The 24,800-nt window shown below is 71.3% G+C and carries 31 protein-coding genes; 20 read left to right on the forward strand and 11 right to left on the reverse strand.

Annotation, left to right across the window (positions count from 1 at the left end; all coding sequences use genetic code 11):
- Window positions 1-58 precede the first annotated feature (58 nt).
- Both PIR53_02600 and PIR53_02605 read left to right on the forward strand, forming a co-directional pair.
- The gene (locus PIR53_02600; protein WZH52892.1) at window positions 59-1,324 is read left to right on the forward strand and encodes a DUF445 domain-containing protein; all 1,266 of its coding nucleotides are present in this window, start codon (window positions 59-61) and stop codon (window positions 1,322-1,324) included.
- 50 nt (window positions 1,325-1,374) lie between these two features.
- Complete coding sequence (locus tag PIR53_02605; protein WZH54390.1) at window positions 1,375-1,632, forward strand: RNA-binding S4 domain-containing protein; 258 nt, start codon at window positions 1,375-1,377, stop codon at window positions 1,630-1,632.
- A gap of 99 nt (window positions 1,633-1,731) precedes the next feature.
- Here the strand turns inward: PIR53_02605 and PIR53_02610 are convergent, their stop codons facing one another.
- The 6 genes from PIR53_02610 to PIR53_02635 form a co-directional block, all read right to left on the reverse strand.
- Complete coding sequence (locus PIR53_02610) at window positions 1,732-2,100, reverse strand: FKBP-type peptidyl-prolyl cis-trans isomerase (GenBank protein WZH52893.1); 369 nt, start codon at window positions 2,098-2,100, stop codon at window positions 1,732-1,734.
- Between the two features lie 47 nt (window positions 2,101-2,147).
- Window positions 2,148-2,579 carry a CBS domain-containing protein gene (locus tag PIR53_02615; GenBank protein ID WZH52894.1) on the reverse strand — a complete coding sequence of 144 codons (432 nt, stop codon included), beginning with the start codon at window positions 2,577-2,579 and terminating at the stop codon, window positions 2,148-2,150.
- Between the two features lie 64 nt (window positions 2,580-2,643).
- Window positions 2,644-3,513, reverse strand: a complete 870-nt coding sequence (locus PIR53_02620) for a histidinol phosphatase (GenBank protein WZH52895.1) — start codon at window positions 3,511-3,513, stop codon at window positions 2,644-2,646.
- Window positions 3,514-3,556: 43 nt separating this feature from the next.
- Window positions 3,557-4,567, reverse strand: a complete 1,011-nt coding sequence (rsgA, locus tag PIR53_02625) for a ribosome small subunit-dependent GTPase A (protein ID WZH52896.1) — start codon at window positions 4,565-4,567, stop codon at window positions 3,557-3,559.
- 10 nt (window positions 4,568-4,577) lie between these two features.
- A complete protein-coding gene (gene aroA / locus PIR53_02630; GenBank protein WZH52897.1) occupies window positions 4,578-5,882 on the reverse strand; it encodes a 3-phosphoshikimate 1-carboxyvinyltransferase in 1,305 nt (434 codons plus the stop codon).
- Window positions 5,883-5,901: 19 nt separating this feature from the next.
- A complete protein-coding gene (locus PIR53_02635; GenBank protein WZH52898.1) occupies window positions 5,902-6,426 on the reverse strand; it encodes a DoxX family protein in 525 nt (174 codons plus the stop codon).
- Between the two features lie 71 nt (window positions 6,427-6,497).
- On the opposite strand from PIR53_02635, the gene PIR53_02640 reads away from it, so the two are divergent.
- The 4 genes from PIR53_02640 (at window position 6,498) to rsrA (ending at window position 9,062) form a co-directional block, all read left to right on the forward strand.
- Entirely contained in the window at window positions 6,498-7,250 is a 753-nt protein-coding gene (locus PIR53_02640; protein WZH52899.1) for an SOS response-associated peptidase, read from the forward strand.
- Window positions 7,247-7,951 carry a hydrolase gene (locus PIR53_02645; GenBank protein ID WZH52900.1) on the forward strand — a complete coding sequence of 235 codons (705 nt, stop codon included), beginning with the start codon at window positions 7,247-7,249 and terminating at the stop codon, window positions 7,949-7,951. The genes PIR53_02640 and PIR53_02645 overlap by 4 nt, the downstream gene beginning before the upstream one ends.
- A 158-nt stretch (window positions 7,952-8,109) precedes the next feature.
- A complete protein-coding gene (locus PIR53_02650; GenBank protein WZH52901.1) occupies window positions 8,110-8,778 on the forward strand; it encodes a sigma-70 family RNA polymerase sigma factor in 669 nt (222 codons plus the stop codon).
- On the forward strand, window positions 8,775-9,062 hold the full coding sequence (rsrA, locus tag PIR53_02655; GenBank protein ID WZH52902.1) for a mycothiol system anti-sigma-R factor: 288 nt from the start codon (window positions 8,775-8,777) through the stop codon (window positions 9,060-9,062). Before PIR53_02650 ends, rsrA begins: the two co-directional genes overlap by 4 nt.
- 978 nt (window positions 9,063-10,040) lie before the next feature.
- On the opposite strand, the gene PIR53_02660 is transcribed toward rsrA, so the two are convergent.
- Entirely contained in the window at window positions 10,041-10,316 is a 276-nt protein-coding gene (locus tag PIR53_02660; protein ID WZH52903.1) for a hypothetical protein, read from the reverse strand.
- An 832-nt stretch (window positions 10,317-11,148) separates the two neighbouring features.
- Here PIR53_02660 and PIR53_02665 point away from each other — a divergent pair.
- The 4 genes from PIR53_02665 (at window position 11,149) to PIR53_02680 (ending at window position 13,258) form a co-directional block, all read left to right on the forward strand.
- On the forward strand, window positions 11,149-11,307 hold the full coding sequence (locus PIR53_02665) for a hypothetical protein (GenBank protein ID WZH52904.1): 159 nt from the start codon (window positions 11,149-11,151) through the stop codon (window positions 11,305-11,307).
- A 73-nt stretch (window positions 11,308-11,380) separates the two neighbouring features.
- A complete protein-coding gene (locus PIR53_02670; protein WZH52905.1) occupies window positions 11,381-11,887 on the forward strand; it encodes a hypothetical protein in 507 nt (168 codons plus the stop codon).
- Between the two features lie 344 nt (window positions 11,888-12,231).
- Window positions 12,232-12,588, forward strand: a complete 357-nt coding sequence (locus PIR53_02675; protein WZH52906.1) for a hypothetical protein — start codon at window positions 12,232-12,234, stop codon at window positions 12,586-12,588.
- 247 nt (window positions 12,589-12,835) lie between these two features.
- A complete protein-coding gene (locus PIR53_02680; GenBank protein WZH52907.1) occupies window positions 12,836-13,258 on the forward strand; it encodes a hypothetical protein in 423 nt (140 codons plus the stop codon).
- Window positions 13,259-13,390: 132 nt separating this feature from the next.
- On the opposite strand, the gene PIR53_02685 is transcribed toward PIR53_02680, so the two are convergent.
- The gene (locus tag PIR53_02685; GenBank protein ID WZH52908.1) at window positions 13,391-14,392 is read right to left on the reverse strand and encodes a recombinase family protein; all 1,002 of its coding nucleotides are present in this window, start codon (window positions 14,390-14,392) and stop codon (window positions 13,391-13,393) included.
- On the opposite strand from PIR53_02685, the gene PIR53_02690 reads away from it, so the two are divergent.
- The 8 genes from PIR53_02690 (at window position 14,379) to PIR53_02725 (ending at window position 20,527) form a co-directional block, all read left to right on the forward strand.
- Complete coding sequence (locus tag PIR53_02690; protein WZH52909.1) at window positions 14,379-14,795, forward strand: hypothetical protein; 417 nt, start codon at window positions 14,379-14,381, stop codon at window positions 14,793-14,795. The two genes, PIR53_02685 and PIR53_02690, sit on opposite strands and share 14 nt — an antisense overlap.
- Complete coding sequence (locus PIR53_02695; protein ID WZH52910.1) at window positions 14,792-15,511, forward strand: hypothetical protein; 720 nt, start codon at window positions 14,792-14,794, stop codon at window positions 15,509-15,511. Before PIR53_02690 ends, PIR53_02695 begins: the two co-directional genes overlap by 4 nt.
- A complete protein-coding gene (locus PIR53_02700) occupies window positions 15,508-15,786 on the forward strand; it encodes a hypothetical protein (protein ID WZH52911.1) in 279 nt (92 codons plus the stop codon). The genes PIR53_02695 and PIR53_02700 overlap by 4 nt, the downstream gene beginning before the upstream one ends.
- An 11-nt stretch (window positions 15,787-15,797) precedes the next feature.
- Window positions 15,798-16,127, forward strand: a complete 330-nt coding sequence (locus PIR53_02705; GenBank protein ID WZH52912.1) for a minor capsid protein — start codon at window positions 15,798-15,800, stop codon at window positions 16,125-16,127.
- A 109-nt stretch (window positions 16,128-16,236) separates the two neighbouring features.
- Window positions 16,237-16,491 carry a hypothetical protein gene (locus tag PIR53_02710; GenBank protein WZH52913.1) on the forward strand — a complete coding sequence of 85 codons (255 nt, stop codon included), beginning with the start codon at window positions 16,237-16,239 and terminating at the stop codon, window positions 16,489-16,491.
- Between the two features lie 3 nt (window positions 16,492-16,494).
- Window positions 16,495-18,711, forward strand: coding sequence for a hypothetical protein (locus tag PIR53_02715; protein WZH52914.1), 2,217 nt, complete (start codon window positions 16,495-16,497; stop codon window positions 18,709-18,711).
- 257 nt (window positions 18,712-18,968) lie between these two features.
- Complete coding sequence (locus tag PIR53_02720; GenBank protein WZH52915.1) at window positions 18,969-19,184, forward strand: hypothetical protein; 216 nt, start codon at window positions 18,969-18,971, stop codon at window positions 19,182-19,184.
- Complete coding sequence (locus PIR53_02725; GenBank protein WZH52916.1) at window positions 19,181-20,527, forward strand: terminase family protein; 1,347 nt, start codon at window positions 19,181-19,183, stop codon at window positions 20,525-20,527. Before PIR53_02720 ends, PIR53_02725 begins: the two co-directional genes overlap by 4 nt.
- Here PIR53_02725 and PIR53_02730 read toward each other — a convergent pair.
- Both PIR53_02730 and PIR53_02735 read right to left on the reverse strand, forming a co-directional pair.
- Window positions 20,524-21,108 (reverse strand): hypothetical protein, encoded by a 585-nt coding sequence (locus tag PIR53_02730; protein WZH52917.1) that lies wholly within the window; start codon window positions 21,106-21,108, stop codon window positions 20,524-20,526. The genes PIR53_02725 and PIR53_02730 overlap by 4 nt on opposite strands.
- Before the next feature lie 96 nt (window positions 21,109-21,204).
- On the reverse strand, window positions 21,205-22,680 hold the full coding sequence (locus PIR53_02735) for a recombinase family protein (GenBank protein WZH52918.1): 1,476 nt from the start codon (window positions 22,678-22,680) through the stop codon (window positions 21,205-21,207).
- Window positions 22,681-22,848: 168 nt separating this feature from the next.
- On the opposite strand from PIR53_02735, the gene PIR53_02740 reads away from it, so the two are divergent.
- Together PIR53_02740 and PIR53_02745 are read left to right on the forward strand one after the other, a co-directional pair.
- Window positions 22,849-23,271, forward strand: a complete 423-nt coding sequence (locus PIR53_02740; GenBank protein ID WZH52919.1) for a thioesterase — start codon at window positions 22,849-22,851, stop codon at window positions 23,269-23,271.
- A 154-nt stretch (window positions 23,272-23,425) separates the two neighbouring features.
- On the forward strand, window positions 23,426-24,247 hold the full coding sequence (locus PIR53_02745) for a hypothetical protein (protein WZH52920.1): 822 nt from the start codon (window positions 23,426-23,428) through the stop codon (window positions 24,245-24,247).
- 60 nt (window positions 24,248-24,307) lie between these two features.
- Here PIR53_02745 and PIR53_02750 read toward each other — a convergent pair whose 3' ends face one another.
- Complete coding sequence (locus PIR53_02750) at window positions 24,308-24,799, reverse strand: GNAT family N-acetyltransferase (protein WZH52921.1); 492 nt, start codon at window positions 24,797-24,799, stop codon at window positions 24,308-24,310.
- Between the last annotated feature and the right edge of the window lies 1 nt (window position 24,800).

Raw genomic sequence — 24,800 nt, forward strand, 5'->3', positions numbered from 1 at the left:
TGGCTCCACCTCCTAAAGTGAGCGAGCCGCGGAACCGGAGACGAGGAGCAGGGTGACGATGAGCTCGAGCGCGTTCACGGTCCCCGGATCGGCCGAGGCCGACCTGGTGCGGCGCCGCGACCTCAACAAGATGCGCGCCGTGGCCACGGGTCTGCTGGTGGCGGCGGCGGTCGTCTACGTCGCGACGCGTGGCCAGGACGGGTTCCTCGGTTTCGTCAACGCGGGCGCCGAGGCGTCGATGGTGGGTGCCATCGCGGACTGGTTCGCGGTGACTGCGCTGTTCCGCCACCCCCTGCACCTCCCGATCCCGCACACGGCGCTCGTCCCCCGCCGGAAGAACGAGCTGGGCAAGGGCCTGCAGGAGTTCGTGAAGGAGAACTTCCTGGCCGAGGGCGTCGTGCGTGAGCGCGTCGGCGCGGCCGAGGCGAGCCGTCGGGTGGGGGAGTGGCTCGCCGATCCGGCGCACGCGCGGCGCGTGGTGGACGAGGTGGCGGACGTCGCGGTGATCGGGCTGGCGAAGGTGCGCGACGAGCACGTGAGCGAGCTGGCCGAGACCGTCCTGCTCCCGCGGTTCCGCGAGGAGCCCATCGCGCCGATCGCGGCGGCCCTGCTGGGCGAGATGGTCGAGGACGACCTGCACCACGGCGTCGTCGACCTCGGTCTGGGCGAGCTGTTGCGCTGGCTCCGGAACAACGAGGAGACGTTCACCGAGGTGCTCGGTGAGCGGGCTCCGTGGTGGACGCCGACGAAGCTCAACGACGCCGTCACCCAACGGGTCCACGCCGAGGCGATCAAGTGGGTCGAGGACATCCAGGCCGATCCGCAGCACCGGGCGCGGCAGGCCTTCGACTCGATGCTCCACGACCTGGCCCAGGACCTCGTCCACGACCGAGACACCGCGGAGCGCGCCGAGCGGCTCAAGCTGCGCGTGCTTGGCCACCCGCAGGTGCTCGCCACCGCCGTCTCGCTGTGGAAGGCGCTCCAGCGTGCGCTCGTGGCGGGGCTCGAGGAGGAGGCCAGCATGCTGCGGGTCCGCCTCGAGCACGAGCTCGTGAAGTTCGGTCGTCGCCTCACGACCGACGCCGCGCTGCGACGTCGCCTCGACCAGATGCTGTCCGACGCGGTCGTGTTCGTGGTGAACCGCTACGGCACCGAGCTGACGGGCGTCATCACCACCACGATCGAGCGCTGGGACGGCGACGAGGCAGCGCAGCGCATCGAGCTCCACGTGGGGCGCGACCTGCAGTTCATCCGTATCAACGGCACGGTCGTGGGCGGGCTCGTGGGCGTCCTCATCCACGCCATCGACTTGCTGCTGCCCTGACCCCGCGCCGTACCCGCGCGAACGCGGGCGACGGCCCGCCCGGTGCGATGATGGGTCGCGTGAGCGATCCCTTCGACGTACCCGTCCGTGACGGCTCCATCCGTCTCGGGCAGTTCCTCAAGCTGGCGAACCTGGTGGAGTCCGGGGCCCAGGCGAAGCCCGTGATCGCCGAGGGCCGTGTGCTCGTCAACGGCGAGGTCGACACCCGCCGCGGCCGACAGCTCGTGGTCGGCGACGTCGTCACGCTCGACGGTCAGAGCGCCCGTGCCGTCGACGCGGAGGGCTTCGACGACGGCCTCCCGTGGTGAGCCACCAGCCCTCCCGCAACGTCATGCGCCCCGCAGGCTCCAGCCTGCGGGGCGCATGACGTCAGCGACGGGGGACCGTCACCGGCGGGGGACCGGGGGTCAGGAGACGCTCAGCAGGTCCACGACGAAGATCAGCGTCTCGCCGGGCTTGATGACGCCGCCGGCGCCACGGTCGCCGTACCCCAGGTGCGGCGGGATGACGAGCTGACGGCGGCCGCCGACCTTCATGCCCTGCACGCCGGTGTCCCAGCCGGAGATGACCTGGCCGATGCCGAGGCGGAACTGCAGCGGCGCGCCGCGGTTGTACGACGCGTCGAACTCCTCGCCGGTGGAGTGGGCGACGCCCACGTAGTGCACGGAGACGGTCTGGCCCGCCTTGGCCTCCTCGCCGTCGCCGACGGTGACGTCGGTGATGACCAGGTCGGCCGGGGGCTCAGGGTCGAAGAAGTCGATCTCGGGCTTGTCCATGCCGACCACCCTAGAGCCCGCCCCTCGAGCCGGGGCAGCCACCGTGCTCAGCCCTGGTGCACGTAGGCGTCGAGCTGGTCCCGCTCGAAGGCGAGCTCGTCGATGCGGGCCTTCACGACGTCGCCGATGCTGACGATGCCGACGATGCGGGTCTGGTCCTCGACCACGGGCAGGTGGCGGATGCGGTAGGTCGTCATCTCCTGCATGAGGTGGGCGACCTCCTCGCCGGCCCCGCACGTGCGTACCGATGCCGTCATGAGGTCACGCACCGAAGTGTCCAGCAGCTCCCCGGGGTCGCCGGCGGCCAACCGCCGCACCACGTCGCGCTCGCTGACGATCCCGTCGAGCGTGGATCCGTCGCTGCTCACCACCACGGCGCCGATGTTGTGCTGCTCGAGGAGCAGGACCAGCTCACCGACGGTGGCGTCGGGCCCGATCGTGACCACGGGCTCGCCCCGCATGACGTCCTGGATCCTCATGGCCACCTCCGGGTCGCGTCGCTGGCGGCACACGCTACCTGTGACGCACGTCACTCCGGAAGGGTCAGGGACGCAGCTGCCGCACCACACCGCCGGTGAACGGCGGGTCGTCGGGGTCGTCGCCCCCCGCCGTACCCAGGAAGCCGAGCACCGGCTCGTGGAGGTGGCCGTTGGAGGCGATCGCGTTGCCGCTCCACGGTCCGGTCGCGCCGTCGAGGCCCGTGAAGGAGCCGCCGGCCTCGCGGACGATGACGTCGAGCGCCGCCATGTCGTAGACCTCGAGCTCCGGCTCGGCCGCCACGTCGACGGAGCCCTCGGCGACGAGCATGTAGGACCAGAAGTCGCCGTACGCCCGCGTGCGCCACACCCGCCGTGACAGCGCGAGGAAGTCGTCGAGCCGGCCACGCTCGTCCCAGCCCGAGAGCGAGCTGTAGGACAGCGACGCGTCGCCCAGGTCGCGCACGGCCGAGGTCGCGCAGCGGGTCGCTTTGAGGAGGGACCGGCCCGTCCAGGCGCCCTGGCCCTTGGCCGCCCACCAGCGGCGCTGCAGCGCCGGGGCGGAGACGACGCCGGCGACGATCTCGCCGTCGACCTCGAGCCCGATGAGAGTGGCCCACACGGGGACGCCCCGCACGAAGTTCTTCGTCCCGTCGATGGGGTCGACGATCCAGCGCCGGCCGCCCGTGCCCTGCCCGGGCGTCACGCCCTCCTCCTCGCCCAGGATCGCGTCGCGGGAGCGCACCCGCCCGAGCTTCGCCCGGATGGTGGACTCGACCGCCTGGTCGGCGTCGGTCACCGGCGTGAGGTCGGGCTTGCTCATCACGTGCAGGTCGACCGCCTTGAAGCGGTCGAGGCTGATGGAGTCCGCGTCGTCGGCCAGGAGGTGCGCGAGCCGCAGGTCGTCGGTGTGGTCGGCACCGTCAGCGATGGCCATGGCGCTCAGGCTAGGGCATCGCCCGGCTGCCCGGTCAGGACGCCTAGTCCCAGACGTCCGCGCTCTCGCGCGCGGCGAGCACGCGGCGGAACGACGTCACGCGGTCCACGTCGGCCGCTCCGGCGGCGATGGCCGCGTCGAGCCCGCACTCCGGCTCGCCGGCGCCGTGGGTGCAGCCACGCGGGCAGTCCTCGGTCATCTCGTCGAGGTCGGGGAACGCCTCGATGAGGTGCTCCGGACGCACGTGCGCGAGCCCGAACGACCGGATGCCCGGGGTGTCGACGATCCAGCCGGGCCGACCGTCGTGCTCGGGGAGCGCCAGCATGATGGCCGACGTCGACGTGTGGCGCCCGCGGCCGGTGACGTCGTTGACCCGGCCGACCTCGCGGTCGGCGCCCGGCACGAGCCGGTTGACGAGGGTCGACTTGCCGACGCCGCTGTGCCCGATGAGCACGCTGGTGCGACCGGCGAGCCGGTCACGGATCTCGTCGATGTCGGCGCCCTTGCGCGTCACCACCCACGGCACGCCGAGGGAGCGGTACGTCGCGAGCAACGACTCCGGGTCGGCCAGGTCCGCCTTCGTGAGGACCAGCAGCGGGGCCATGCCGGCGTCGTACGCCGCGACGAGCGCCCGGTCGAGCAGCCCCGGGCGTGGTTCGGGGTTCGCCAGGGCGGTGACGATGACGAGCTGGTCGGCGTTGGCGACGATGACCCGCTCGACGGGGTCGTCGTCGTCCGCGGTGCGGCGCAGCACGGTCGCGCGCTCCCGCACCTCGACGATGCGTGCCAGCGACCCCTCCGCGCCCGTCGTGTCGCCGACGAGACGCACGCGGTCGCCGACGACGACGCCCTTGCGGCCCAGCGGCCGCGCCTTCATCGCCGTGACGAGCTCGTCCTGGTCGTCGACGAGCACGGTGTAGCGCCCGCGGTCGACGCGGACGACGCGCCCGTCCTCGGCGTCGTCGTAGGTGGGGCGGTCCTTCGTGCGGGGGCGCGTCCGCCGGCGGGGACGCTCGTAGTGCTCGTGGTCGTGCGTGCCGTACCCCCGTGCCACCACCGCTGCCTCAGCTCGTCGCGGAGCCGCCGGTGACGCCCGTCCAGGCGCCGGCGAAGTCGGGGAAGGTCTTGGCGGTGGTCGCGACGTCCTCGACGAGGACGTCGGGGGTGGTGGCGCCGACGACGACCGCGGCGTGGGCCATGCGGTGGTCGGCGTAGGTGTGGAACACGCCCCCGTGCAGGGCGGCGGGGCGCAGCTCCAGGCCGTCGGGCCGCTCGGTCACGTCGGCGCCGAGGCCGGCGAGCTCCGTGGCGAGGGCGCGCAGCCGGTCGGTCTCGTGGTGACGGATGTGGGCGACGCCCCGCAGCACCGAGGGGCCGTCGGCCAGCGCGCAGAGGGCCGCGACGACGGGGGTGAGCTCGCCGACGTTGTGGAGGTCGAGGTCGACGCCCTGCAGGCGGTCGGGGCCGGTGAAGCGGACGCCGTCGGCGACGCGCTCCACGGTGCAGCCCATCGCGGTCAGGATCTCGCGCAGGGCGTCACCGGCCTGGGTGGTCACCGTGGGCCAGTCGCGCACGGTGACGCTGCCGCCGGTCGCGGCCGCGAGGGCCACGAACGGGCCGGCGTTGGACAGGTCGGGCTCGATGAGGTGGTCGACCGGGGCGATCGGGCCGGGCGCGACGCGCCAGCGGTCGGGCACGCTGTCGTCGACCTCCACACCGTGCGCGCGGAGCACCGTGGTCGTCATCTCGACGTGGGGCAGCGACGGGATCGGCGCACCGCGGTGGAGCACCTCGACGCCCTCGTCGTACGTCGCGCCGGCGAGCAGGAGGGCCGACACGAACTGCGACGACGACGACGCGTCGATCGTCACCGAGCCGCCGCGCACCGCACCGGCTCCCGCGACGGTGAACGGCAGGGTGCCGCGCCCGTCGTCGCGCACCACCACGCCGAGCGAGCGGAGGGCGGTGAGCACCTCGCCGATCGGTCGGGTGCGCATGTGCGCGTCACCGTCGAACGACACCTCGCCGCGGGCGAGACCGGCGAGCGGCGGCACGAACCGCATGACGGTGCCGGCGAGGCCGCAGTCGACGACGGCGTCGCGGTCGAACACACCGGGCGTCACCGTCCAGTCCTCGCCGCTGGTGTCCACCGCGGAGCCGAGCGACGTGAGCGCGGCCGCCATCAGCAGCGTGTCGCGGGAGCGCAACGCCCGGCGCACCACCGACGGCCCCGTCGCGACCGCCGCCAGCACGAGGGCGCGGTTGGTGAGCGACTTGCTGCCGGGCAGCGTGACGGTCACGTCCACCGGCGCCGGCACGTGGGGCGCGGGCCAGAGGTCGGCGGGAGCAGGAGCGGCCGTGGTCGTCACGGACGCAGGGTATCGGTCCTCAGGTCAGCTGTGCCTTGGCCAGCTTGGCCTCACGCTTCGCCGTGGCCGTGACGTGCTTGGCCTCGCGCTTCGCGTCCTTGGCCGCACGACGCGCGCGCCAGGCGAGGCCGGGCTTGCCGTCGGTGTCGACGGCGGCGAGCAGGAGGCCGCCGAGGATCGAGAGGTTCTTGAAGAAGTGGACCTTCTGGTTGCCCTTCGCCCCGGCGTCGGACTCCTCCCAGTACGGGTGGCCCGCGACCGTGGTCGGCGCGAGCGTCGCGGCGAGCACGATGGCGGAGACGCGCGGCGCGCGGCCGGTCGCGAGGCCGGCCGCGGCCAGCAGGTGGACGGCCGCGTTGGCGCGGACGAGGGTGGCGGCGTCGGAGGGCAGCGGCACGCCGGCCCGCTGCGCCGGCGGCACGATCTTGTCGGTCACCTTGGCCGCCCGGGGGGCGATGGCGTCCGCGTTGCGGAACGCATTGATCCCGCCCACGACGAACATGGAGGCGAGCAGCGGACGGGCGATCAGTCGCGTCACGGTCATGCACCTCTTGATACACGACCACGCCAACGCGGCCCAGGGTCTCGGCGCGCGGATCGGCCTAGGCTGACGTCATGTGCGGTCGCTACGCCTCCAGCCGTGAGTCCGACGACCTCGTCGACGAGTTCGACGTCGCCGAGACGATCCTCGCCGACCGGCTGCCTCCGAGCTGGAACGTCGCGCCCACCGACCCGGTCCACGTCGTGCTCGAGCGGCCGCCGAAGCCCGAGGAGGGCATCGATCACGCCCGCCGTCAGCTGCGGGCGCTCCGGTGGGGCCTCGTGCCGTCGTGGTCGAAGGACGCGAAGGGCGCGGCCCGGCTCATCAACGCCCGCCGCGAGACGGTGGCGGAGAAGCCGTCGTTCCGGCGCGCGTTCGCGGCCCGGCGCTGCCTGGTGCCCGCCGACGGGTACTACGAGTGGTACGTCACCGACCGCACCACCGCGAAGGGCAAGCCCGTGAAGCAGCCCTACTACATCCATCCGGCCGACGGTAGCGTGCTGGCGATGGCGGGGCTCTACGAGATCTGGCGCGACCCCGACCGGGCCGACGACGACCCCGACCGCTTCCTCTGGAGCTGCACGGTCATCACCACCTCGGCCACCGACGACCTGGGCCGCATCCACGACCGCATGCCGCTCACCGTCGGCCGCGACGACTGGGACACCTGGCTCGATCCCACGTCGGGCGCCTCGGACGACCTCCTCGACCTGCTCGAGCCGGCTGCGCCCGGCCGCCTCACGGCGTACCCGGTCTCCACCCTCGTCTCCAACGTCCGCAACGACGGCCCCGAGCTCGTCCGGCCGATCCCGCTCGAGGACGCATGAGCACGCTCGACGTCCCCGCGGGGGAGATCGTCGAGCTCCCCACCCCGTACGGCGCGGCCCGCCTCCACCGCAACCCGGTGCCGGCCGGGGTGGCGCCCGTGGCCACCCTGGTCCTCGGCCACGGTGCGGGCGGGGGCGTCGAGACCCACGACATCGCCGCGCTGGCCGCCGACCTGCCCGCCCAGGGCGTCGGGGTCGTCCGGCTGGAGCAGCCGTGGCGGGTCGCCGGACGCAAGGTCGCCTCGGCGCCGCCGACCCTCGACGTGGCCCTGCGCCTCGCGGTCGCGGCGCTGCCGGAGGCGGACCGCGGCGTACCGCTCGTGCTCGGCGGGCGGTCGGCAGGAGCGCGGTCGGCGGCCCGCTGCGCCGCCGAGCTGGGCGCGGCGGGGCTCGTGCTGCTCGCCTTCCCGCTGCACCCGCCCGGGAAGCCGGAGCGGTCGCGGCGGGACGAGCTGGCGGGAGCGGTCGCGGCGGGCGTGCCCGCGCTGGTCGTCCAGGGGGAGAAGGACGCGATGGGGCGGGCGGACGAGCTGGCCGCCGCGTTCGCGGACGAACGGGCGGAGCGTCTCGACCTCGTGGTGGTGCCGGACGCCGACCACGGCCTGACGGTCCCGAAGCGGGCGCCGCTCTCGGTGGAGGACGTGCGGGCGCTCGTCGTGGAGTCCGTGCTGGAGTGGATCGTGCGGGAGGCGGCCGGCTGACGCGGGGCCGCACGCCTCCGGAATAGCTCCGCGGCGGCGGGGGTTGTGCTCGGCGTACCGACCCCGGGGGGATCCCCGGGACCCCCGCCCCGAGGAGGCAGCGCATGCTGGTGTGCGACGAGCGACCGCTCGCGCGCGGCGGAGTACGCTCGTGGACGATGAGCGACGACACCGCCACCCCCGAGACCGTCGAGCCGACGGAGACCGTCGACCGTGCCACCGAGACGGACGACGAGCGAGCGCTGCGCTTCGAGCGCGACGCGCTCCCGTTCCTCGACCAGCTCTACTCCGCGGCGATGCGGATGACGCGCAACCCCGCCGACGCCGAGGACCTGGTGCAGGAGACGTTCGCGAAGGCGTATTCCTCGTTCCACCAGTTCCGGCCGGGCACGAACCTCAAGGCGTGGCTCTACCGGATCCTCACGAACACCTTCATCAACAACTACCGCAAGAAGCAGCGGCAGCCCCAGCAGTCGATGGCGGAGGACGTCGAGGACTGGCAGCTCGCGCGCGCTGAGTCGCACACGTCGTCGGGGCTGAAGTCGGCGGAGCACGAGGCGCTCGAGCACCTGCCCGACAGCGAGGTGAAGGACGCTCTGCAGCGGCTCCCCGAGGAGTTCCGGCTGGCGGTCTACCTGGCCGACGTGGAGGGCTTCCCCTACAAGGAGATCGCCGAGATCATGGACACCCCCATCGGCACCGTGATGTCGCGACTCCACCGCGGGCGGCGACAGCTGCGCGACATGCTGGCCGACTACGTGCGCACCCACGACCTCGTCTCGCCCGAGACGGTCGGCGCCGCGATGCAGAAGGGTGGCGCCCGATGAGCACCGACGCCCACTCCCACGGCACCAGCCCGTCGGGCGAGGTCGAGAGCTGCGCCGACTTCCTCGAGCAGATCATCTACTTCCTCGACAACGAGCTCGACGAGACGGACTGCTCCGTCGTGCAGGCGCACCTCGACGAGTGCGGTCCGTGCCTGCGCAAGTACGACCTCGAGCGCACCGTCAAGGCCGTCGTCGCGCGGTCGTGCCGCGAGTCCGCTCCCGATGCCCTGCGCCAGCGCGTCATGCTCCAGATCCGCGCCGTGCAGGTGCGGATCAGCGAGTAGCCGCGCGGAGGTCGCTTTGGCGCGGCCCACACCGATCTGAGAAGATGCCCGCTGGCCTGTGGGAGACCGACCTTCGGGCCGCACCACTCGAGGAGGACCCACCATGGGCAAGACCGGCCGCAAGCGCCGCGCTCGCAAGAAGAAGGGCGCGAACCACGGGAAGCGTCCGAACGCGTAACTGAAGCTTCAACTTTCTGGAGCTGCAGTGCGTTCGCACTGACCCGCGGAAGGCGTCCGCAGACACGTTCTAGCACGCCCTCCGGTTCTTCGGGAGCATCCGCCCATCGGGCAGGTGCTCCCGAACTGCATTTCCGCACGTCGACGGCCGAATGACACCCGTGTGATAACGTTGCACGTACAGCGCTCCGTCCATCGCGGACGGAGCCCATCGAGAGGGCATCAACAAGACGTCGGACCGCCCTGCGTCCCGCTGACCGGCGGGCGAGCCCGTGGACTTGGGCTCGGCAGCGATTGCGTTCCTGCAGGCTAGTCACCTGTCGCCGACGGGCGATAAACGGGGATGGCGCTGAAACACTGCGTCGTCGGAGGTCTCCGCCGGCTACTCCCCGGCAGCTTCCGCAGCACCTTTCGTGCTGCCCTGTGACCGAGGACTACTCATGTCCCCTGCAACCGACCCTGCCCTGTCCGCCCGCGGACGCGCCCTTGTTGGCGCACGATGGGCCAACACTGCCGACCGGACAGCCGCCACCGCGCCTGCCCGTGTCGCCTTCCTGACCCGCTTCGAGAAGCAGGTCGACCCCGACGGAACCCTGCCCGAGCACGAGAGGCAGCGCCGAGCCATCGAGGCGCGCCGCGCGTACTTCGCAGACCTCGCCGCGCGCTCGGCGGACGCTCGACGAGCGCGTTCGGGGGCCCCCGATGACGTGGCCTGAGAATGGCCGAGGCCGCCCGGGTGGTGACCGGACGACCTCGAGTGTCAACGTGGCGGCTGACAACACGAATGTACGCGCGCGGCGGTCAGGCCGACGGCAGCCGGGAATCGTTGGCGACCTCGAGCACTTCCGGCTGCGTGTCCTGCAGGACGCCATGAACGACGGCCTGGCGGCCACCTGGGAGAGGCGCGCCCGCCAGTTCGAGGCTGCCCTGCCCCGCGAGGGCGACTTCCAGGGACGCGACGTGACCCCCGCGCAGCGGGCCGAACGGGAGCGCGCGCTCCGAGCAACCATCGCTGCGTGCCGAGCCCGTGCTGCCGCCGCACGCCTCCACGACGGCATCGACGCCGACGTCGCCCACGCTCTCCGTTCCGCTGAGGCGGACGTGATGGGGCGTGCCTCGTGAGGGGCGGTCTCCGGTACGTCGTTGAGATCAAGCCGCGCGTGATTCTCGTCCGCGGCTTCCAGGCCGGCGACCGGCTCCGTGGGCACGGCATGAAGCCTCTGTGGTCAGGCGTCGGCCGCGGGTGGGTGCTCGACCGCAAGCGCCTGCCAGACGTTCGCGCGATGTGCGACTACGACGGCATCGGCCTTCGAGAGGTGGAGGCCGATGCAGCGTGACCAGGACCCAAACAAGGCCCCGCGAGCAGTCGTGGGCCAAGCATCGCCAGGCCTGGTATGGCGAGATGCTGCGACACAACCCAGAGGTGCCGTTGTGGCTTCGGGCGAGCTGGGCGGCGTTCGAACGCCACAAGATAAACGGGCACGCCTGCTTCGGTGTCGGCGAGCTGGCCCGGCTACTTGGGGCCGAGCCGACGCAGGTATCTCGTGCCATCAGGACGGCGGCTCAGAAGGGGGCGCTCGCACCCACCTCCAAGGCGCGCTGCCTCGTCGTCCCCAGCCATGCGATCAGTGGTGGAAACGGCGGCAGGGGACGCGCCGACGAGGTATGCCCCGTCCACGGGAAAGTTGGCACTCAGTGACAAGCGATGCGCCGTTTCTTGACACTGGCAGCCATGTCACTTGGCACTCAGGGTCAAGTGACATGGCGCTGACCTGGGAAAACGCAGCCGTTCTCTATGACTCTCATCTACCGCCGCAGGCGGCTCCTCTATGAGAAGTCTGCGGCGGCGCTACCGGTTGCAATGGCGGTTGCCATTGCAACCGGCGACAATTCGACGTACCTTCTTTGCATGGCGAAGAACACCGGAACCGGCAACACCCCGAACCGCACTCTGCGCATCCCCGACGACGTCTGGGAAGCGGCGAAGGCCGAGGCGGCACGTCGCGACGAGACCCTCACCGACGCCGTGATCGGGTTCCTTCGCCGATACGCACGACCGAAGAAGTAGCCAACCCACCCAACAAGAGGCCCCGGCGACCGCTGGCACGGTCCCGGGGCCACGATCGACAGCAGGAGTCGACATGAAGAACGCTACCCCGAACAACGTGGCCGACACCCCCGCCACCGCACCCCTCGCCGCCGCCCCCGCCGGCAACTGGCCCGACGGCGCAGTCGTCGACCTCGAACGCGTCACCGTCAACCTCACCAGCGACCTGGTGGAGCTCGCCCTCGAGATGGACACCGCCGTGGAACGGGACATCGCCGCCACCGTCGGAGAGCGCCCCATCCTGGCCGCGACCCTCCTCAGTCCCCGCGAGGCACGCCGCCTCGCCGACACCCTGACCCGGTACGCCAACCACCAGGACCGCCAGTACCCCGACCTCGCCGAGCACGAAAGCGAGATCAACGACGCCCCCAACGAACGCCTGCTCTGGTCCGCCGTGCAGAACCGCAACCTGACCCCCCGCGCCGCAGGTGAGCAGCTCGGCCTCACCAAGCTCGAGGTCAACACCCACTGTCTCGCGTGGGCGGCGCGCGGCATCTACAAGTACGACGACGCCCTCGACCTCGGAACGCTGGTCTCCTGAGGTCTCGGCAGGCATAGCGCGGCCGGTTCTGGTGTTACGCCAGGGCCGGCCGTCGCTGCGTGTTAGCCTCCGACAACTTTTAGGCCGACGTGTGGGGGGCGCTGAGTGGGGTACGACGCTGACGAGGTGCTCGCCGATGGGCATCCAGAAGCGCGAGAGCTGGCGGCCTCGCTGGCTGAGCAGGGGTGGTCGGTGGCCGTCGTGACCCCGGCAAAGGTCAGGTTCTGGTGCCCCTGTGAGCGGAAGCACTGTGTGTGGGTAGAGGTGCAGCCGCGGTCCTTAACATATTTCGAAAAAGCCCGCAAGCGCCTACACTCGGTTACATGTTGGAAGGAGGGGACGGAATGACAACGCTGGCATACGGACTCGAAGCGAAGTTCGGATACGAACTCGACCAAGACGAGGCCTCAATCATCGACTTCCTCGACAAGGTGGTAGACCACCTCGAGGGGCTCGACAGTATCCACGATGCCACCCTCTACCTGGACGAAGAGGCCACGCGGGTCATCGTCCAACTCTTGGTCATCCAGGAGGGTGCATCCGTCGAGACTGCGGTCGGCATCGGAATGGGCGCTGTGCGCGCCGCCTTCCACGCCTGCGAGGGCGGCACGGCCGGATGGCCGAAGTTCCCCGACCTGTTCGAGTACGTCAACGTGACCCCCGAGATGGTTCCGGCGTCGCCGGAACTCCAGGTGGCTTAGGGCTAGCAGAACTGGCCACCGCGCGTTTCCAGAAACGCTGCCGCCCCCGCTTCGCCCCTCACGGGCGTGGCGGGGGTTCTGCATTTGCCCGACCCGCCGGCCCCCGCCCGCCCGGGATAGCGGGCCACTGCGGGGGCGGCCCGGCATGTGGTGGCCTGCTCGTTGTTGACCTGCGGCTTCGGGCGCTGGGAACGTCCCGGGACTGTCCCGTGTCTGACGCCCACTGCCTGACGATACGGTCATGGCGATGGAGTGCACCGTGTGCCGTCGTCCGGACGTCGCGGGGATCAACAGTCTGCTGATCGCAGGCAGCTCGCAGGCTGAGGTGGGCAGGAGTTTCGGCCTCGCGACGAGCACGCTCTCGCGTCACTCAAAGAAGTGCCTGCCTGCACGCGTCGGCGCGGACCAGGGAAGCGAGGACGCCCCGACGGCCACCAGCATGACGCTGCTGCAGGGTCTGCGCGACGGCTCCGTTGCGGCCGCGCACGACATGCTCAGGGCCAGGAGCCCGCAGGCCCCCGCAATGGTGCGGGAAGCCGCGTCGCTCGTGGTCCGCGTGGGGGAGCTGAACGGCGAGCTGAGCGTCAACCCGGCCGTTGGGCAAGCGAGGTCCCTACTTGAGGAGCTCGTCGCCGGCGAGGATGATGAGGCACCGTGCCCCGACGACTGACGAACGCCGAACGCCTTCGGGAGGCCGAACGGCTGTCCGTGGCGCTCGAGCAGCTCGCCGACATCTCGACGGCACAGCGTGCCTACATCGAGGGTGTGATTGCCGGCCTTCGCGGTGAGGTGCCCGACTCGCTCACGAGCCGACGGCGGTAGCCCGGCTTGCAGTCGCGAGAACCGCGGAGACCGACGACGCGTGCCACCGCCGCCCACCCTGCCCCGTTGGGACCTCGTCGCCGTTGAGCCTGTCGGCGATCGCGCGCAGCGACGCCCCGCCGTGACGCTCGCCGAGGATGCGCTGCACCACCTCGGGCGGCAGCGCTGACGGCCGGCCTAGCCGGACGCCCTGGGCGCGCCGACGAGCTAGGCCCTCGCGGGTCCTCTGGCTGATGAGCTGCCGTTCGTACTCGGCGGCGGCCACGAGCACGTTGACCGAGAACCGGCCCGACGGGTCGCTCGTGTCGATGTCGGGGGACAGCATCACCAGGGCCCACCCGTGGCTGTCCGCCCGGGCGAGGAGGTTCGCGAAGTCGAGGACGGAGCGGCTCAGGCGATCGATGCGGACCGCCAGGAGGGCGGCAGCGTCGCCGGCGTCGAGGCGCGCGAGAGCGGCCTGCAGGCCGGGTCGGCGCATGTTCTTCCCGGACCATCCCTCGTCGGCCACGACCTCCACCCGGTAGCCGCGTCGCTCGCCGGCCTCGAGCAGTGAGGCGCGTTGGGCGTCCAGGCTGACGCCGTGCTCAACCTGGCCCTCGGTCGACACGCGGATGTAGGCGAGCCCGAGGGGCCGGGTGTCGTCGATGCTGGGCGCTGGCTCCGGGGAGTTGGGCAGGGCGCGGAGGGTGCGCTGGCATCGCCCACAGGTGACGTCGAGTGCGTCTCGCGCCGGGACTGCCCCTGCGCGGACGGTGACGGCGATGCTGCGCCGGCAGGCTGCGACGCTGCGGTCGCCCTGCAGGCGGTCGACCGGGGCGGCGTGTGTGGTGCCGTTCGTGGCGCGCCCGATCACGTACATGGTGGCTCCTGCTGTGGTGGTGGTGCGGTGAGCGTACAGCAAACGCTCGTTGCTGGACAGGCTCGCGCGACAACTGGCCCCTGACGCGTCGGGCAGCAACCTCAGGCGCATGACATCCGCCACCACAACGCCCCGCGACCAGCTCGACGCACAGGTCGACCCCCTTCTCGACGACGCCTCCCTGCAGGTGCGCACGGCCGTGGCCGACGCGGTCGACGCCCTGCAGAACCTCGTCGACGTCGTGACCGCCGCCCACGAGGCCGCGACCACGCTCGACCAGCAGTACGCCCCCCACCTGACCGGCCCGCCCGACCCCCGATCCGTTGTGCCCACGCGGCTGGACCACTTCACCAGCCACGGGCGCGGGACCACGTTCCACGCCGCCAGCGAGGCGCTGGCGGCGGCCATCGCGGGAGTGGGCCGCAGCCACGACGTGGCCGGCCCCGCGACCGGGTTCAACGACGGCGTGCTCCGCAAGCGAGCCGCGTCGTTCTCCACGCGCTACGGCATCGAGGCCCAGGCGTGAGCGCGCTGCACCGCCGGCACGACGACATCACCGTCGTGTCCGATGAGGGTGCCGAGCCCCGCTACCTGCGCGACGCCCGCAAGCGCGTCGACGCGGCGAACCGTGCGTTCGCCGAGATGCGAGCTGCAGCGCTCACGGGGGGAGTCAATCGCGCGGCGTACGCCGAGGCTCAGGCCGAGATCGAGCTCGCTGACCTGAACCTCGAAGGCATGATCGCAAGGCAGAAGGCCGAGCAGGACCAGGCAGCGCAGGCCGAGGTCGACGCCATCCGTGACCGCATCGACGGACCGGAGTTGCGCGACGCCCGTGCCCGCGTGCTGCTCGAGTGGGAAGCCGTGACCGCGCGCCTCGACGAGCTGTTCGAGGCCGTCGAGGCGGCACAGGCACTCGGTGCCGAGATGGCCGCCGACCTGCAGCGAGCGCTCGGCGTCTCCTTCACCGACTACCTCAACCCCCCGCCGCCCGGTTCCATCCCGCCCGCTCTGCAGGGGTACGTGTCGAGGTGGGACGACCGTCACCGCGACCTCGTCGTCGGTCAACTGGTGCGGGAGGTCGGCAAGGCAGCCGGCAAGGTCAGCGGAACGGCCTGGTACGACGTCCTGAGCAAGTACGACCCGCGGAGCGGAACCCGGTCCGCCCCGTGGTCGCAGGACCGATCGGAGACCTTCGAGACCCGGTACGGCGCGCCCGAGGGGTCTTCGGAGCACGACCTGTGACCGGGACGGAGGGCCTGTGGTGGAACCCGCGCACCCTGGCCGAGTTCGACGCCGGCACCCCGGAGCAGCGGTCGTCGTTCAGCCGCCTCCGGCCGAGCAACCTGGCTGACCTCCGGTCGGCAGCCGCGCGAGCTGCCGAGCCGGACGTGCCGACCACGGCCGAGGAGTTCCGGGCAGCGTCCTACCGCGCCAAGTGTCGGCTCCACGCCGACGACCCGGGGTCGTACGAACGCCTGCAGCGGGCTGCGCAGGCGCTGCCGGAGTCGCGCCGGTGAGGGGCCGGACTGTGTCGCACGTCGAGGAGGTGGCGCGAGCCATCGAGGCCGCCGCTGCTGCGGCCGTGGTGGAGGTCGCCGAGGACGCCCTGACCGAGGCGAGCGACGACGTGCCCGTCGACCAAGGCGACCTCCGCAGGGCGGGCGAGGTGCTCGCTGTTTCCGACGAGTGCGCGGCCATCGTCGCGTACGACATCCCTTACGCCGCCCGGCAGCACGAGGACACCACCCTGAACCACCCCCGCGGCGGGGAGGCCGGGTGGCTGCGGAAGACGTTCGAGCGGAACGAGCAGCGGTACGTCGACCACATCGCGAATGCGATCCGCTCCGCGACCTCCTGACGTACACCGATCGAACCTTTGTTGTACGGCCCCGCCGAAACGAGTCGTGGTGGCGCGTTTCGGCGGGGCCGTCATTGCTCCAGCTCACGATCCGAGGAAGAGGCGACCCATGGCGACAGATGCAGCTCCCGTCGACCGGTACCTGCTGGGCCGCGAGACCGGTCTCGCCGGGTTCCCGGACGTCGCGGTCAGGCAGCTCGCGGGGATTCCTATGACCGACGAGCAGTGCCTCATCGCGGCCGACTACCTCGACGGCGTGGTGCAGGGCACCATCGCGGCAGCACCGATGACGGACAGTCAGACCGCTTTCGCCATCGGGGTCCGCGAGGGCTTGCTCGAGCGTGTCGCCAACCGCGAGGGCTGACCGATGCCGCTGACCGTTGCCGACCTGCAGGCCATCATCCACGTCGACCCCCGCAACATGCGGCAGGGCATGGAGCGGAGCATTGGCGACGCTGACCGGGCCCTGACCCGTTGGGGTGGTGGGGCGGCGAAGCTCCTCGGTGGGATCGGGCTCGCTGCCGGTGGCGCGTTCGCTGTCGCTGTCGGTTCCGCGTTCGCGCAGGGCCTCGACATCTCGGCCGGCGCGGGGAAGCTGCAGGCGCAGCTCGGGCTCACGGAGCAGCAGGCCGCCGTGTCCGGTGCCGCTGCCGGCGACGTGTACGCGTCGAACTACGGCGAGTCGATGGAAGAGGTGCAGACCGCCATCGGCGAGGTCATGGCCTCGATGGCGGGGATGCGTGAGGCGTCCGAGGCTGACCTCGAGTCGGTCACCCGGGCGGCCCTGACGTACGCGAACGTCTACGACCTCGACGTCGCACAGAGCATCGCCGCTGCGAACCGGCTCATGACCGCTGGCCTCGCGCGGGACGCGGGGCACGCTTTCGACCTCCTCACCGCCGCCTCAACCCGAGTCGCCGCGATCCACCGCGAGGAGCTGCTCGCGGCCACGAACGAATACAGCAACTTCTTCGACCAGGTGGGGCTTGGCGGCGAGGAGATGTTCTCGGTGTTGGCCCGCGCCGCGGATCAGGGCGCGATCGGCATCGACAAGGCCGCCGACGCCGTCGCCGAGTTCACGAAGATCGTCACGGGCGACGCCGCGAGGGCCCAGCCGGTCATTGAGGGTCTTGGCCTCGACTACGAGGACATGGCGACCGCGATCATCGCTGGCGGCGACCAAGCCGCAGGAGCGTTCGAGCAGATCGTTCAGGGGCTCGAGAGCATCGAGGACCCGACGACGCGGGCACAGACCGCGCTCGAACTGTTCGGTACGCCCATGGAGGACCTGAGCACCTCGACGATCGACGACTTTCTGGGGTCGCTTGGAGACACGGAGCAGGCCCTGGCCGATGTCGAAGGTGCGACCGACCGGGCGGGCGAGACGCTCGGCGGCTCGTTCGCGGCGAAGCTCGAGGGCCTCAAGCGGCAGTTGATGGGGAACCTTGTCGATGTCGTCGAGGAGGAGGCCATCCCGCGGCTGCAGGAGCTGGCTGACGAGCTGAACACCCGGTTCGGTCCGGCTCTCGACGACGCCGGGGGCCGGCTCGCCGACATCGCCGACCTCGACTTCGACGACCTCGCCGGCGGCGTGCAGCCGTTCATCGACCTGTGGGACCAGCTCCCCGAGAGCACCGAGGAGTCCCTCGACTCCGTGCTGAACATGCTCGACTCGATTACCACCGCGCTCGAAGGGTTCTCCGAGGGCGCGGGCGTGATCTGGGAGCTGTTCGGCGACGACATGCTGGGTTACCTGCAGACCGTTGCGGAGAGCATCCTGCAGGTCGTCGAGGGCCTGTTCATGATTCTCGAGGGCCAGTTCTCGATGTTCGGGGCGCTCCTGACCGGCGATTGGGAGGGCATGTGGGAGGGCCTCAAGACGGTCGGGTCCGGTGCGATGACGGTCCTGACCGGGCTCATCTCACTGCCGCTCGCCACGATCCAGCTCGCCTTCGAGTCGCTCCGAGGCGCGGCCGGGCGCATCTTCGGCGGCATGTGGTCGGACGTCTCCACCCGGTTCATGAACGGCGTGGCCACGATCGAGGCCGCCGTCGCAGCGGTGCCGGGGAAGATCGCCGCCAAGGGGCAGCAGTTCTACACCGCCGGGTCCGCGATCCTCGGCCGGCTCGTCGACGGCATCACGTCCGTGCCGTCGTTCGCTGGTGACATCGCGGCCGGGCTCGGCGCGACGGTGATGGGTGTCCTGAACGACGTGATCGACGCGATGAACCAGGCGATCCCGAACAGCATCCCGGTCCCGGGCCTGCCCGACATCCCGCTCCCGCACAACCCGATCCCGAACATCCCGGGCTTCGCCACCGGCGGTCGTGTCGAGGGGGCCACGCTGGCGTGGATCGGCGAGGGCCGGGAGGCAGAGACCGTGCTCCCCGACTCCGTGCTCCGTGGCCTGGTGGAGCGCGGCCACGAGACGGGCCGCCGGAAGGGCGAGCGCGAGGGCGCGCCACTCATCGGTGAGGTCAACTTCAACCAGCGGAACGGCCCCTCGTCCGGTGAGGTCATCCGCGACCTGCGGCACGCGCTGCGGGTGATCCGGTTCGGCGGCGTCTACGCAGGGTCGTCCTGATGACGGGTGCCGAGCCCTGTCGGGTCGTCGACTGCGACCGCCCCACCCGGACCCGACAGCTCTGCAACGCCCACTACATCCAGGTCCGCAACGGTCAGCGGCCCCGCGCGATCATCCCCCGCGGCGAGTTGGTCGTCCCGGCACAGTCCCGTCGCTGCGCCGAGTGCTCGCACACACGCAGCCGCCACGACGCCGAAGGGTGCCTCACCTGCGCGTGCGACTCATGGGCTGAACGTCGCGTCCACCGTTGGCGGGACATGATCACCGACGCGCACTGCACGGCCCTGCTCGTCTGGGAGTCGCAGCGCGAGGCCTTCGCGGTGGGCTACGCGTGCGAGATGGCTGAGTTCGAGGAGCTGAATCCGCGCCCTCGACTGGCCGACTTCATGCGTGCGCTCTCATCGGGTGCTTGCCCAGCTAGCAACGATGACGTCCAGCGACCGACCGATTGCTGTACGGAGGAGGCGGCGTGAAGCTGTCGCAGAAGCAGCTCAGCTCCATTCGTCGCGCAGACGCCCGGGTCAACTTGTGGAACGGAGCGGTCTCCGCCGGCAAGACCCTCGCGTCATTGATCGCGTGGGCCAAGTTCGTGGACGAAGCACCGCACGGCGGGGCTCTCGCGATCATCGGCAAGACGCAGACCACAGCGACGCGGAACGTCGTGGACCCCTTGCGTGACCTCCTGCCTGCGGGCGCTGTCCAGCACACGAGAGGAGCCGATACGGCGGTCATCATGGGCCGGCTGGTGTGGGTGCTGGGGGCGAATGACGCCCGCGCGGAGGACCGCATCCGTGGCCTCACCCTGGCCGGCGCGTACGTCGACGAGGCCACGCTGCTGCCCAAGGGGTTCTGGAACATGCTGCTGACCCGACTCCGTGTGCCGGGCGCAAAGCTCTTCGCGACCACGAACCCCGACCATCCTCGCCACCCGTTGAAGCTCGAGGTGATCGATAAGGCCGCCGAGCTGGGTTACCGCGTGTGGTCGTTCACCATGGACGACAACCCCGGTCTCGACGCGCCGTACGTCGAGCAGATGAAGGCCAGCTTCACGGGCCTGTTCTACCGCCGGTTCATCCTCGGCGAATGGGTCGCCGCGACGGGCGCGATCTACGACATGCTCGACCTCGACGCCCGGCATCGGGTCGCCGCAGACGACATCGTCCTCGACCCCGACGGCTACTTCCTCGGCGTCGACTACGGCACGAAGAACGCCACCCACGCGGTCCTCTTGTGCTCAGGGCACCGCCGCTCGACCCGGACCGCCGCACTGTTCGTGGTGGGGGAGTGGACGCACTCGGGCCGCGACACCGGCCGAGACATGACCGACGCCGAGCAGTCTCGCGCGATCCGGGATTGGCTCATCAACGGTGCCGGCGTGCGTGCCTACTCGAGGGTCCGCCAGGAGCTGGTCGAGGCTGGCGCGGTGGAGCCGCGTGCGTACGCGGTGGACCCCTCGGCGGCGTCGCTCAAGGCACAGCTACGCCGCGACGGCGTGCGCGGTCTGCGGAACGCGGAGAACGGCATGTTGACGGGCCTGAGGACGGCCGGCAGCCTGCTCGCCCTCGACCGGCTGCTGTTCGTCGAGGGCGCGGCACCCGTCCTTGAGGGGCAGATGCTCGGGTACGTGTGGGACGACGACCCAGCGGTCGACGAGCCCGCGTCGGGGCAGGAGGACCACGGCTGCGACGGGTTCCGGTACGCCGTCATGGCCGCCCGCACGGCCTGGAAGCCGTGGCTGGTCGACCGGGGAGTCGACGGGCCGGACGCCCCCACCGAGACCGCTGCTGTGCCTCGGTGGGGGCGACGTCGGCGCTAGCTCACGAAGATGACCGAGTCCAGGGCGTAGTCGCTCGGCTGGAACTCCATGACGAGGTCCGCCGGGTCCGCGGCCATGAAGCCGATGCTGTAGACGATCTCTCGTCCGTCGAGCAGCACGGTGCTGGGGGTGTCGCTGAGGGTCTCCATGTCGTAGATGCTCGCGGCTTCGGCGTTGCCGGACTGCAGGGTGATGTAGTCGCCGACCGGCTCGTAGTTGTCACCGGTGTTGTTGACGACGGTGATGGTGAACTTGAGGGGAGTGCCTTCGCCCTCGACGAACGCGTACTCGCTCGGCTGGAACTGCTCGGGAGCGCTCACGGTGACCGTGAGCCCGTTGTCCCAGGTGTAGGCCTGGCCGAAGGCCGGGTTCGTGGCCGGCTCCTCGGTCTCCTCGGTCTCTTCGACCTCCTCGGCGATGACAGTCTCGTCCTCCTCGTCGGCGTCATCCTTCGAGCCGGCGGCGTTGGAGCCGGCCGGCGGGTCGTTGTCGACCTTGCCGTCGGAGTCGGAGTCGCTGCACGCGCTGAGCGTGAGGGCGACGGTGGCGGCGGTGATGACCGAGAGGACGGTCTTGCGCATGGTGGTGGTTCCCCGTTCAGGACGTTCGATGTGGGTTTCGCGAAGCAGCGTGCCACGTGAAGTTGTGGGTGTCCGGGGAACGCTGGAACCGCCTGCCTAACTTGAGGTAGGGGTGCTCTCGGCGTATGTGACCGGCACGACGCGGGGCGGCTTACGAGGGCCCTCCTTGAAGACGTCGAAGTGCGATACGAGCGAGCGGAGCATGTCGCGGCGCGCGTCGACGGCAAGCGTGTCCCAGGCCTCGAGGATCGGGATCACGACGGCGGGTGAGGCATGTTGGGCTACCTGCTCGACGTACTCGGCAGCGGCCAGCTCGGCCCGGGCGGCTTCACGCCTCTCGCGATACGACGTACGCAGAACGCGGTACTCGTCCTCGTCGAGATCGTCCTCGAGCCACTGCTGAGAGAGCTTGACCAGAGCTCGTTCGACGCGGTCGACCTCGGCCTGGGCTGCTCGCACGCGGCGGTGGATCGTCGGGTCCTCATCCGGCTCCACCGTGGCGGTGGCGTCGTCGAGCTGGGACGCGATGGTTGCGAGCCATCCGAGCACGGCGTCGTGTACCTGGCGGGCTGAGACGTAGCCACCCTCGGCGCATCCGGAGCCGCCGGTGCCTCGCTTCGTTTCGCAGCGGTACTTGGGGGTGCGGTTCTCTCCGAAGGTGCCCGCGTGCATGGACCCGCCGCAGTGCCCGCACCTGACGAGGCCCGACAGCAGGTACGGCGATCGCTTCATCTGCGAGGCCGACCGAGTGCGGGCCGCCTTGGCGGTCTGGTACGCCGACCACGCGGCCTCCGTGATGACAGCGGGGTGGGCTCCGGGGAGGAGCTGGTCGCGGCTGCGGATGAGGCCGGCGGCGAACCCGTCGTTCATCATCCGGCGGAGGGTGCGGTCGGTCCACTGCGCGCCGGTTGTGGTCGGCACGCCTGCGGCGTTCAGCCACTGCGTGAGCCGGTAGACGCTCTCGCCGCGGGTGAACCGCTGGTACAGCTCGACGAGGATGGGCGCGGTCTCTGGGTCAGGCTGGTGGACCCGCTTCTCGTCGAGCTGGTAGCCGAACCGGCGGCGGCCGTTGTGGGTGAGGCCCTTGCTGACGCGTTGGTGCTGGACCTCCCGCCAGGTCTCGCCGATACGCTCCGCCTCGAAGGCGGCCATCTCGACGAGCATGCCGCGGGTGAACCGTCCGGTCGAGGTCGTGTCGTCGACTCCCTCAGTGGCGGAGATGACGCGCCCGCCCACTCGCTCGATGCGGTCGACGGCGACGGCCCACCGTGCGCGGTTGCGGGCGACGCGGGAGAACTTCCACGCGATCACGACGTCGGCGTCGCCGCGCTCAATGGACGCGACTGCCTCCTCGAGCCGGGGCCACCACGTGGATCGTGTCTGCGAGCCGGACTCGTCGATCGCCTCGACCCACTGGACGACAGTGGTGCCGGTCCGCGCGGCCATCTCGTCGATCGCGGCACGTTGCAGGTCGGGGGAGAGAAGGGCGTCGCCGCGCCCGCCCTCCTTGGAGACGCGGATGAGGGCGATGGCGCGGTCTGTGCGCCGTTTCGTGGTGGCTTGTGGTGGCATCGGGTCGAGACTCCCCGCGGTCGTGTCAGTAGGGACCACGGACACTTACGACGGCAAGCGCCCCAACGCCTGAGCGCCTGTCGCACTCAACGCCACCCCCGTAGCCGCTCGGCTCCGGGGGTGCGTCGCATTTCGGGCCGTTTTCCGGGGGCAGGCCAAGATGGGCGCATGGCTCCTTCCGACGCAGCAGGGACCCCCACGGTCGAGGCACGTCTCCGGTTCGAGGTGACCGACGACGACACGGCGGAGGCGGTGGGCTCGGGCAGCCTCCCCGTCCTCGGCACGCCCCGGCTCCTCGCATGGCTGGAGGCCGCGACGGTCGCCGCCCTCGAGCCCGGGATGGCGCACGGGGCGACCAGCGTGGGCACCCGGGTCGAGCTGGAGCACCGCTCCGCCACGCCCGTCGGCGGCGTGGTGGAGGTCCACGCCGCCCAGTCGTACCTCGACGGGCGCCTCGTCCGCTTCAGCGTCGCGGCCCGCGAGGTCGTCGCGGGTGCCGACGACGACGCGGAGCAGCTCGGCAAGGTGCTTGCCACCGGTGAGATCACCCGGGTCGTCGTGGACGCCGAGAGGTTCATGGCACGTCTCTGAGGCCTCCTCGGAGAATCTCGCCGGATCGTGCAACCGATCCAGCCCCCTCGCGCGTCTCATCCCGACAGCGGTCGGGAGGCGTCACGGGGGTGCGCCGCCGACCGCTCACGACGGAGGGGGTGGGGCGGTGCCGCAGGTACGTCGAGGACTGGTGGTGGCCGCGACGCTGGGCGCCGTCGGTGCGGGCACGCTCGCGGCCGGGACGGTCGGGATGGTCGCCGCGAGCGCACCGGGGCACCGCCCGTCGGCGTCGGTCGGTGTCGCTGCCGACCCGGAGCCGGCGCTGGACCGCCGGGTGCCGCAGGGGTACCGGCTCGTCGGCCACGGACGTCTCGGCCTCGCGGTGCCGGCGGAGTGGGCGACGGATGCGACGTACTGCGGGACCCCGACGGAGGACACCGTCATCGACCCCCAGGGTGGGACCTGTCTCGCTCTGATCTGGCCACCGCCCGCGGACGTCACGAGCGTCGAGCTGGGCAGCGGCGGAGACGCCGTGGGGGTGGGCATGAGCGGCCCGGTCCCCCAGCGCGGACCCACGAGGTGCAGCGTCGACCACACGACGGCGGTCCCACCCGTCGACCCGAGCACCGGCGAGCGGATGCTCGTCCGCTGTTCGGCGACGGTCACCGACGGGGCCGAGTCTGCGCTCACCGTGAGCTCGACCATCGGCGACCCGGAGGCCGCGGCAGCCGCCGTGGACCGGCTCGCCGACGCCGTCTTCCTGCTCGCCGACGACGAGGTCGTGGTGCCGTCACGGTTCGAGGGTGACTGGATGAGGTTCGGCGACGACGACATGACGCACTACCGCGATCGCCTCGAGGCCGCGGGCCTCGAGGTCGACGTCGTCGAGGTGCCGCGTCCGTCTCCCGACGCGCTGAACTTCGTCGCCGTCGAACCGGCGGTGAGCACGGTCCTGCCCCGCGGCGCGACCGTGCGCCTCGAGGTAGCCGAGCAGCGGCCCTCGCCGCCGGACTAGACAAGGGTCGCAAACGACAGGCGCGAGGTCGCCCGGCCCGGCCCCCGCCCGGAACCCCCCTCACAACCCCCGCGCGAACACCCACAGGTCGACGCCCGGGTACGGCGCCCAGTCGCGCTCGGGCGCCCGCTCGAAGCCGACGGAGCGGTACAGCGCGTGCCCGCCGGTCTGCTCCGGGAGCGACGACAGCGCCATCCCGGTGAACCCGGCGTCGCGCGAACGCTCCAGGCACGCCGCGACCAAGGCCCGGCCGACGCCCCGGCCCTGGGCGTCGGGGGCGACGGCCAGCATGCGGAACTCGCCCTCGTGCGCCCGGCCGACCTCGCGCCACGGCGAACCGGTGGGGCAGTACGTGACCGCGCCCAGCGGCGTACCCCCGTCGTCGACGGCGACCCACACCTCCGCCTCGACATCGCGGGACGCCACGTCGAGGAGGCGGGCGACATAGGGGTCGTCGGGTCCGTCGAGGAAGGGCTCGTAGGCCGCGACGGTCAGTGCTCCGACGGCCTCCGCTTCCGCTGCGTCCTCCGGGCGGAGGCGTCGGACCAGCACG

It is taken from the genome of Nocardioides alkalitolerans (assembly GCA_038184435.1).
Taxonomy (GTDB): Bacteria; Actinomycetota; Actinomycetes; order Propionibacteriales; family Nocardioidaceae; genus Nocardioides; species Nocardioides alkalitolerans_A.

What these genes read in the sequence shown, in the direction of transcription:
- PIR53_02720 (WZH52915.1), top strand. Translation starts at nt 18,969, where the DNA reads ATGATCACCGACGCGCACTGCACGGCCCTGCTCGTCTGGGAGTCGCAG.
- PIR53_02605 (WZH54390.1), top strand. Translation starts at nt 1,375, where the DNA reads ATGGGTCGCGTGAGCGATCCCTTCGACGTACCCGTCCGTGACGGCTCC.
- PIR53_02620 (WZH52895.1), bottom strand. Translation starts at nt 3,513, where the DNA reads ATGGCCATCGCTGACGGTGCCGACCACACCGACGACCTGCGGCTCGCG.
- PIR53_02650 (WZH52901.1), top strand. Translation starts at nt 8,110, where the DNA reads ATGAGCGACGACACCGCCACCCCCGAGACCGTCGAGCCGACGGAGACC.
- PIR53_02610 (WZH52893.1), bottom strand. Translation starts at nt 2,100, where the DNA reads ATGGACAAGCCCGAGATCGACTTCTTCGACCCTGAGCCCCCGGCCGAC.
- PIR53_02645 (WZH52900.1), top strand. Translation starts at nt 7,247, where the DNA reads ATGAGCACGCTCGACGTCCCCGCGGGGGAGATCGTCGAGCTCCCCACC.
- PIR53_02730 (WZH52917.1), bottom strand. Translation starts at nt 21,108, where the DNA reads ATGCGCAAGACCGTCCTCTCGGTCATCACCGCCGCCACCGTCGCCCTC.
- PIR53_02615 (WZH52894.1), bottom strand. Translation starts at nt 2,579, where the DNA reads ATGAGGATCCAGGACGTCATGCGGGGCGAGCCCGTGGTCACGATCGGG.
- PIR53_02635 (WZH52898.1), bottom strand. Translation starts at nt 6,426, where the DNA reads ATGACCGTGACGCGACTGATCGCCCGTCCGCTGCTCGCCTCCATGTTC.
- PIR53_02665 (WZH52904.1), top strand. Translation starts at nt 11,149, where the DNA reads ATGGCGAAGAACACCGGAACCGGCAACACCCCGAACCGCACTCTGCGC.
- PIR53_02715 (WZH52914.1), top strand. Translation starts at nt 16,495, where the DNA reads ATGCCGCTGACCGTTGCCGACCTGCAGGCCATCATCCACGTCGACCCC.
- PIR53_02640 (WZH52899.1), top strand. Translation starts at nt 6,498, where the DNA reads ATGTGCGGTCGCTACGCCTCCAGCCGTGAGTCCGACGACCTCGTCGAC.
- PIR53_02675 (WZH52906.1), top strand. Translation starts at nt 12,232, where the DNA reads ATGACAACGCTGGCATACGGACTCGAAGCGAAGTTCGGATACGAACTC.
- PIR53_02710 (WZH52913.1), top strand. Translation starts at nt 16,237, where the DNA reads ATGGCGACAGATGCAGCTCCCGTCGACCGGTACCTGCTGGGCCGCGAG.
- PIR53_02735 (WZH52918.1), bottom strand. Translation starts at nt 22,680, where the DNA reads ATGCCACCACAAGCCACCACGAAACGGCGCACAGACCGCGCCATCGCC.
- rsrA (WZH52902.1), top strand. Translation starts at nt 8,775, where the DNA reads ATGAGCACCGACGCCCACTCCCACGGCACCAGCCCGTCGGGCGAGGTC.
- PIR53_02600 (WZH52892.1), top strand. Translation starts at nt 59, where the DNA reads ATGAGCTCGAGCGCGTTCACGGTCCCCGGATCGGCCGAGGCCGACCTG.
- PIR53_02680 (WZH52907.1), top strand. Translation starts at nt 12,836, where the DNA reads ATGGAGTGCACCGTGTGCCGTCGTCCGGACGTCGCGGGGATCAACAGT.
- PIR53_02690 (WZH52909.1), top strand. Translation starts at nt 14,379, where the DNA reads ATGACATCCGCCACCACAACGCCCCGCGACCAGCTCGACGCACAGGTC.
- PIR53_02670 (WZH52905.1), top strand. Translation starts at nt 11,381, where the DNA reads ATGAAGAACGCTACCCCGAACAACGTGGCCGACACCCCCGCCACCGCA.
- PIR53_02740 (WZH52919.1), top strand. Translation starts at nt 22,849, where the DNA reads ATGGCTCCTTCCGACGCAGCAGGGACCCCCACGGTCGAGGCACGTCTC.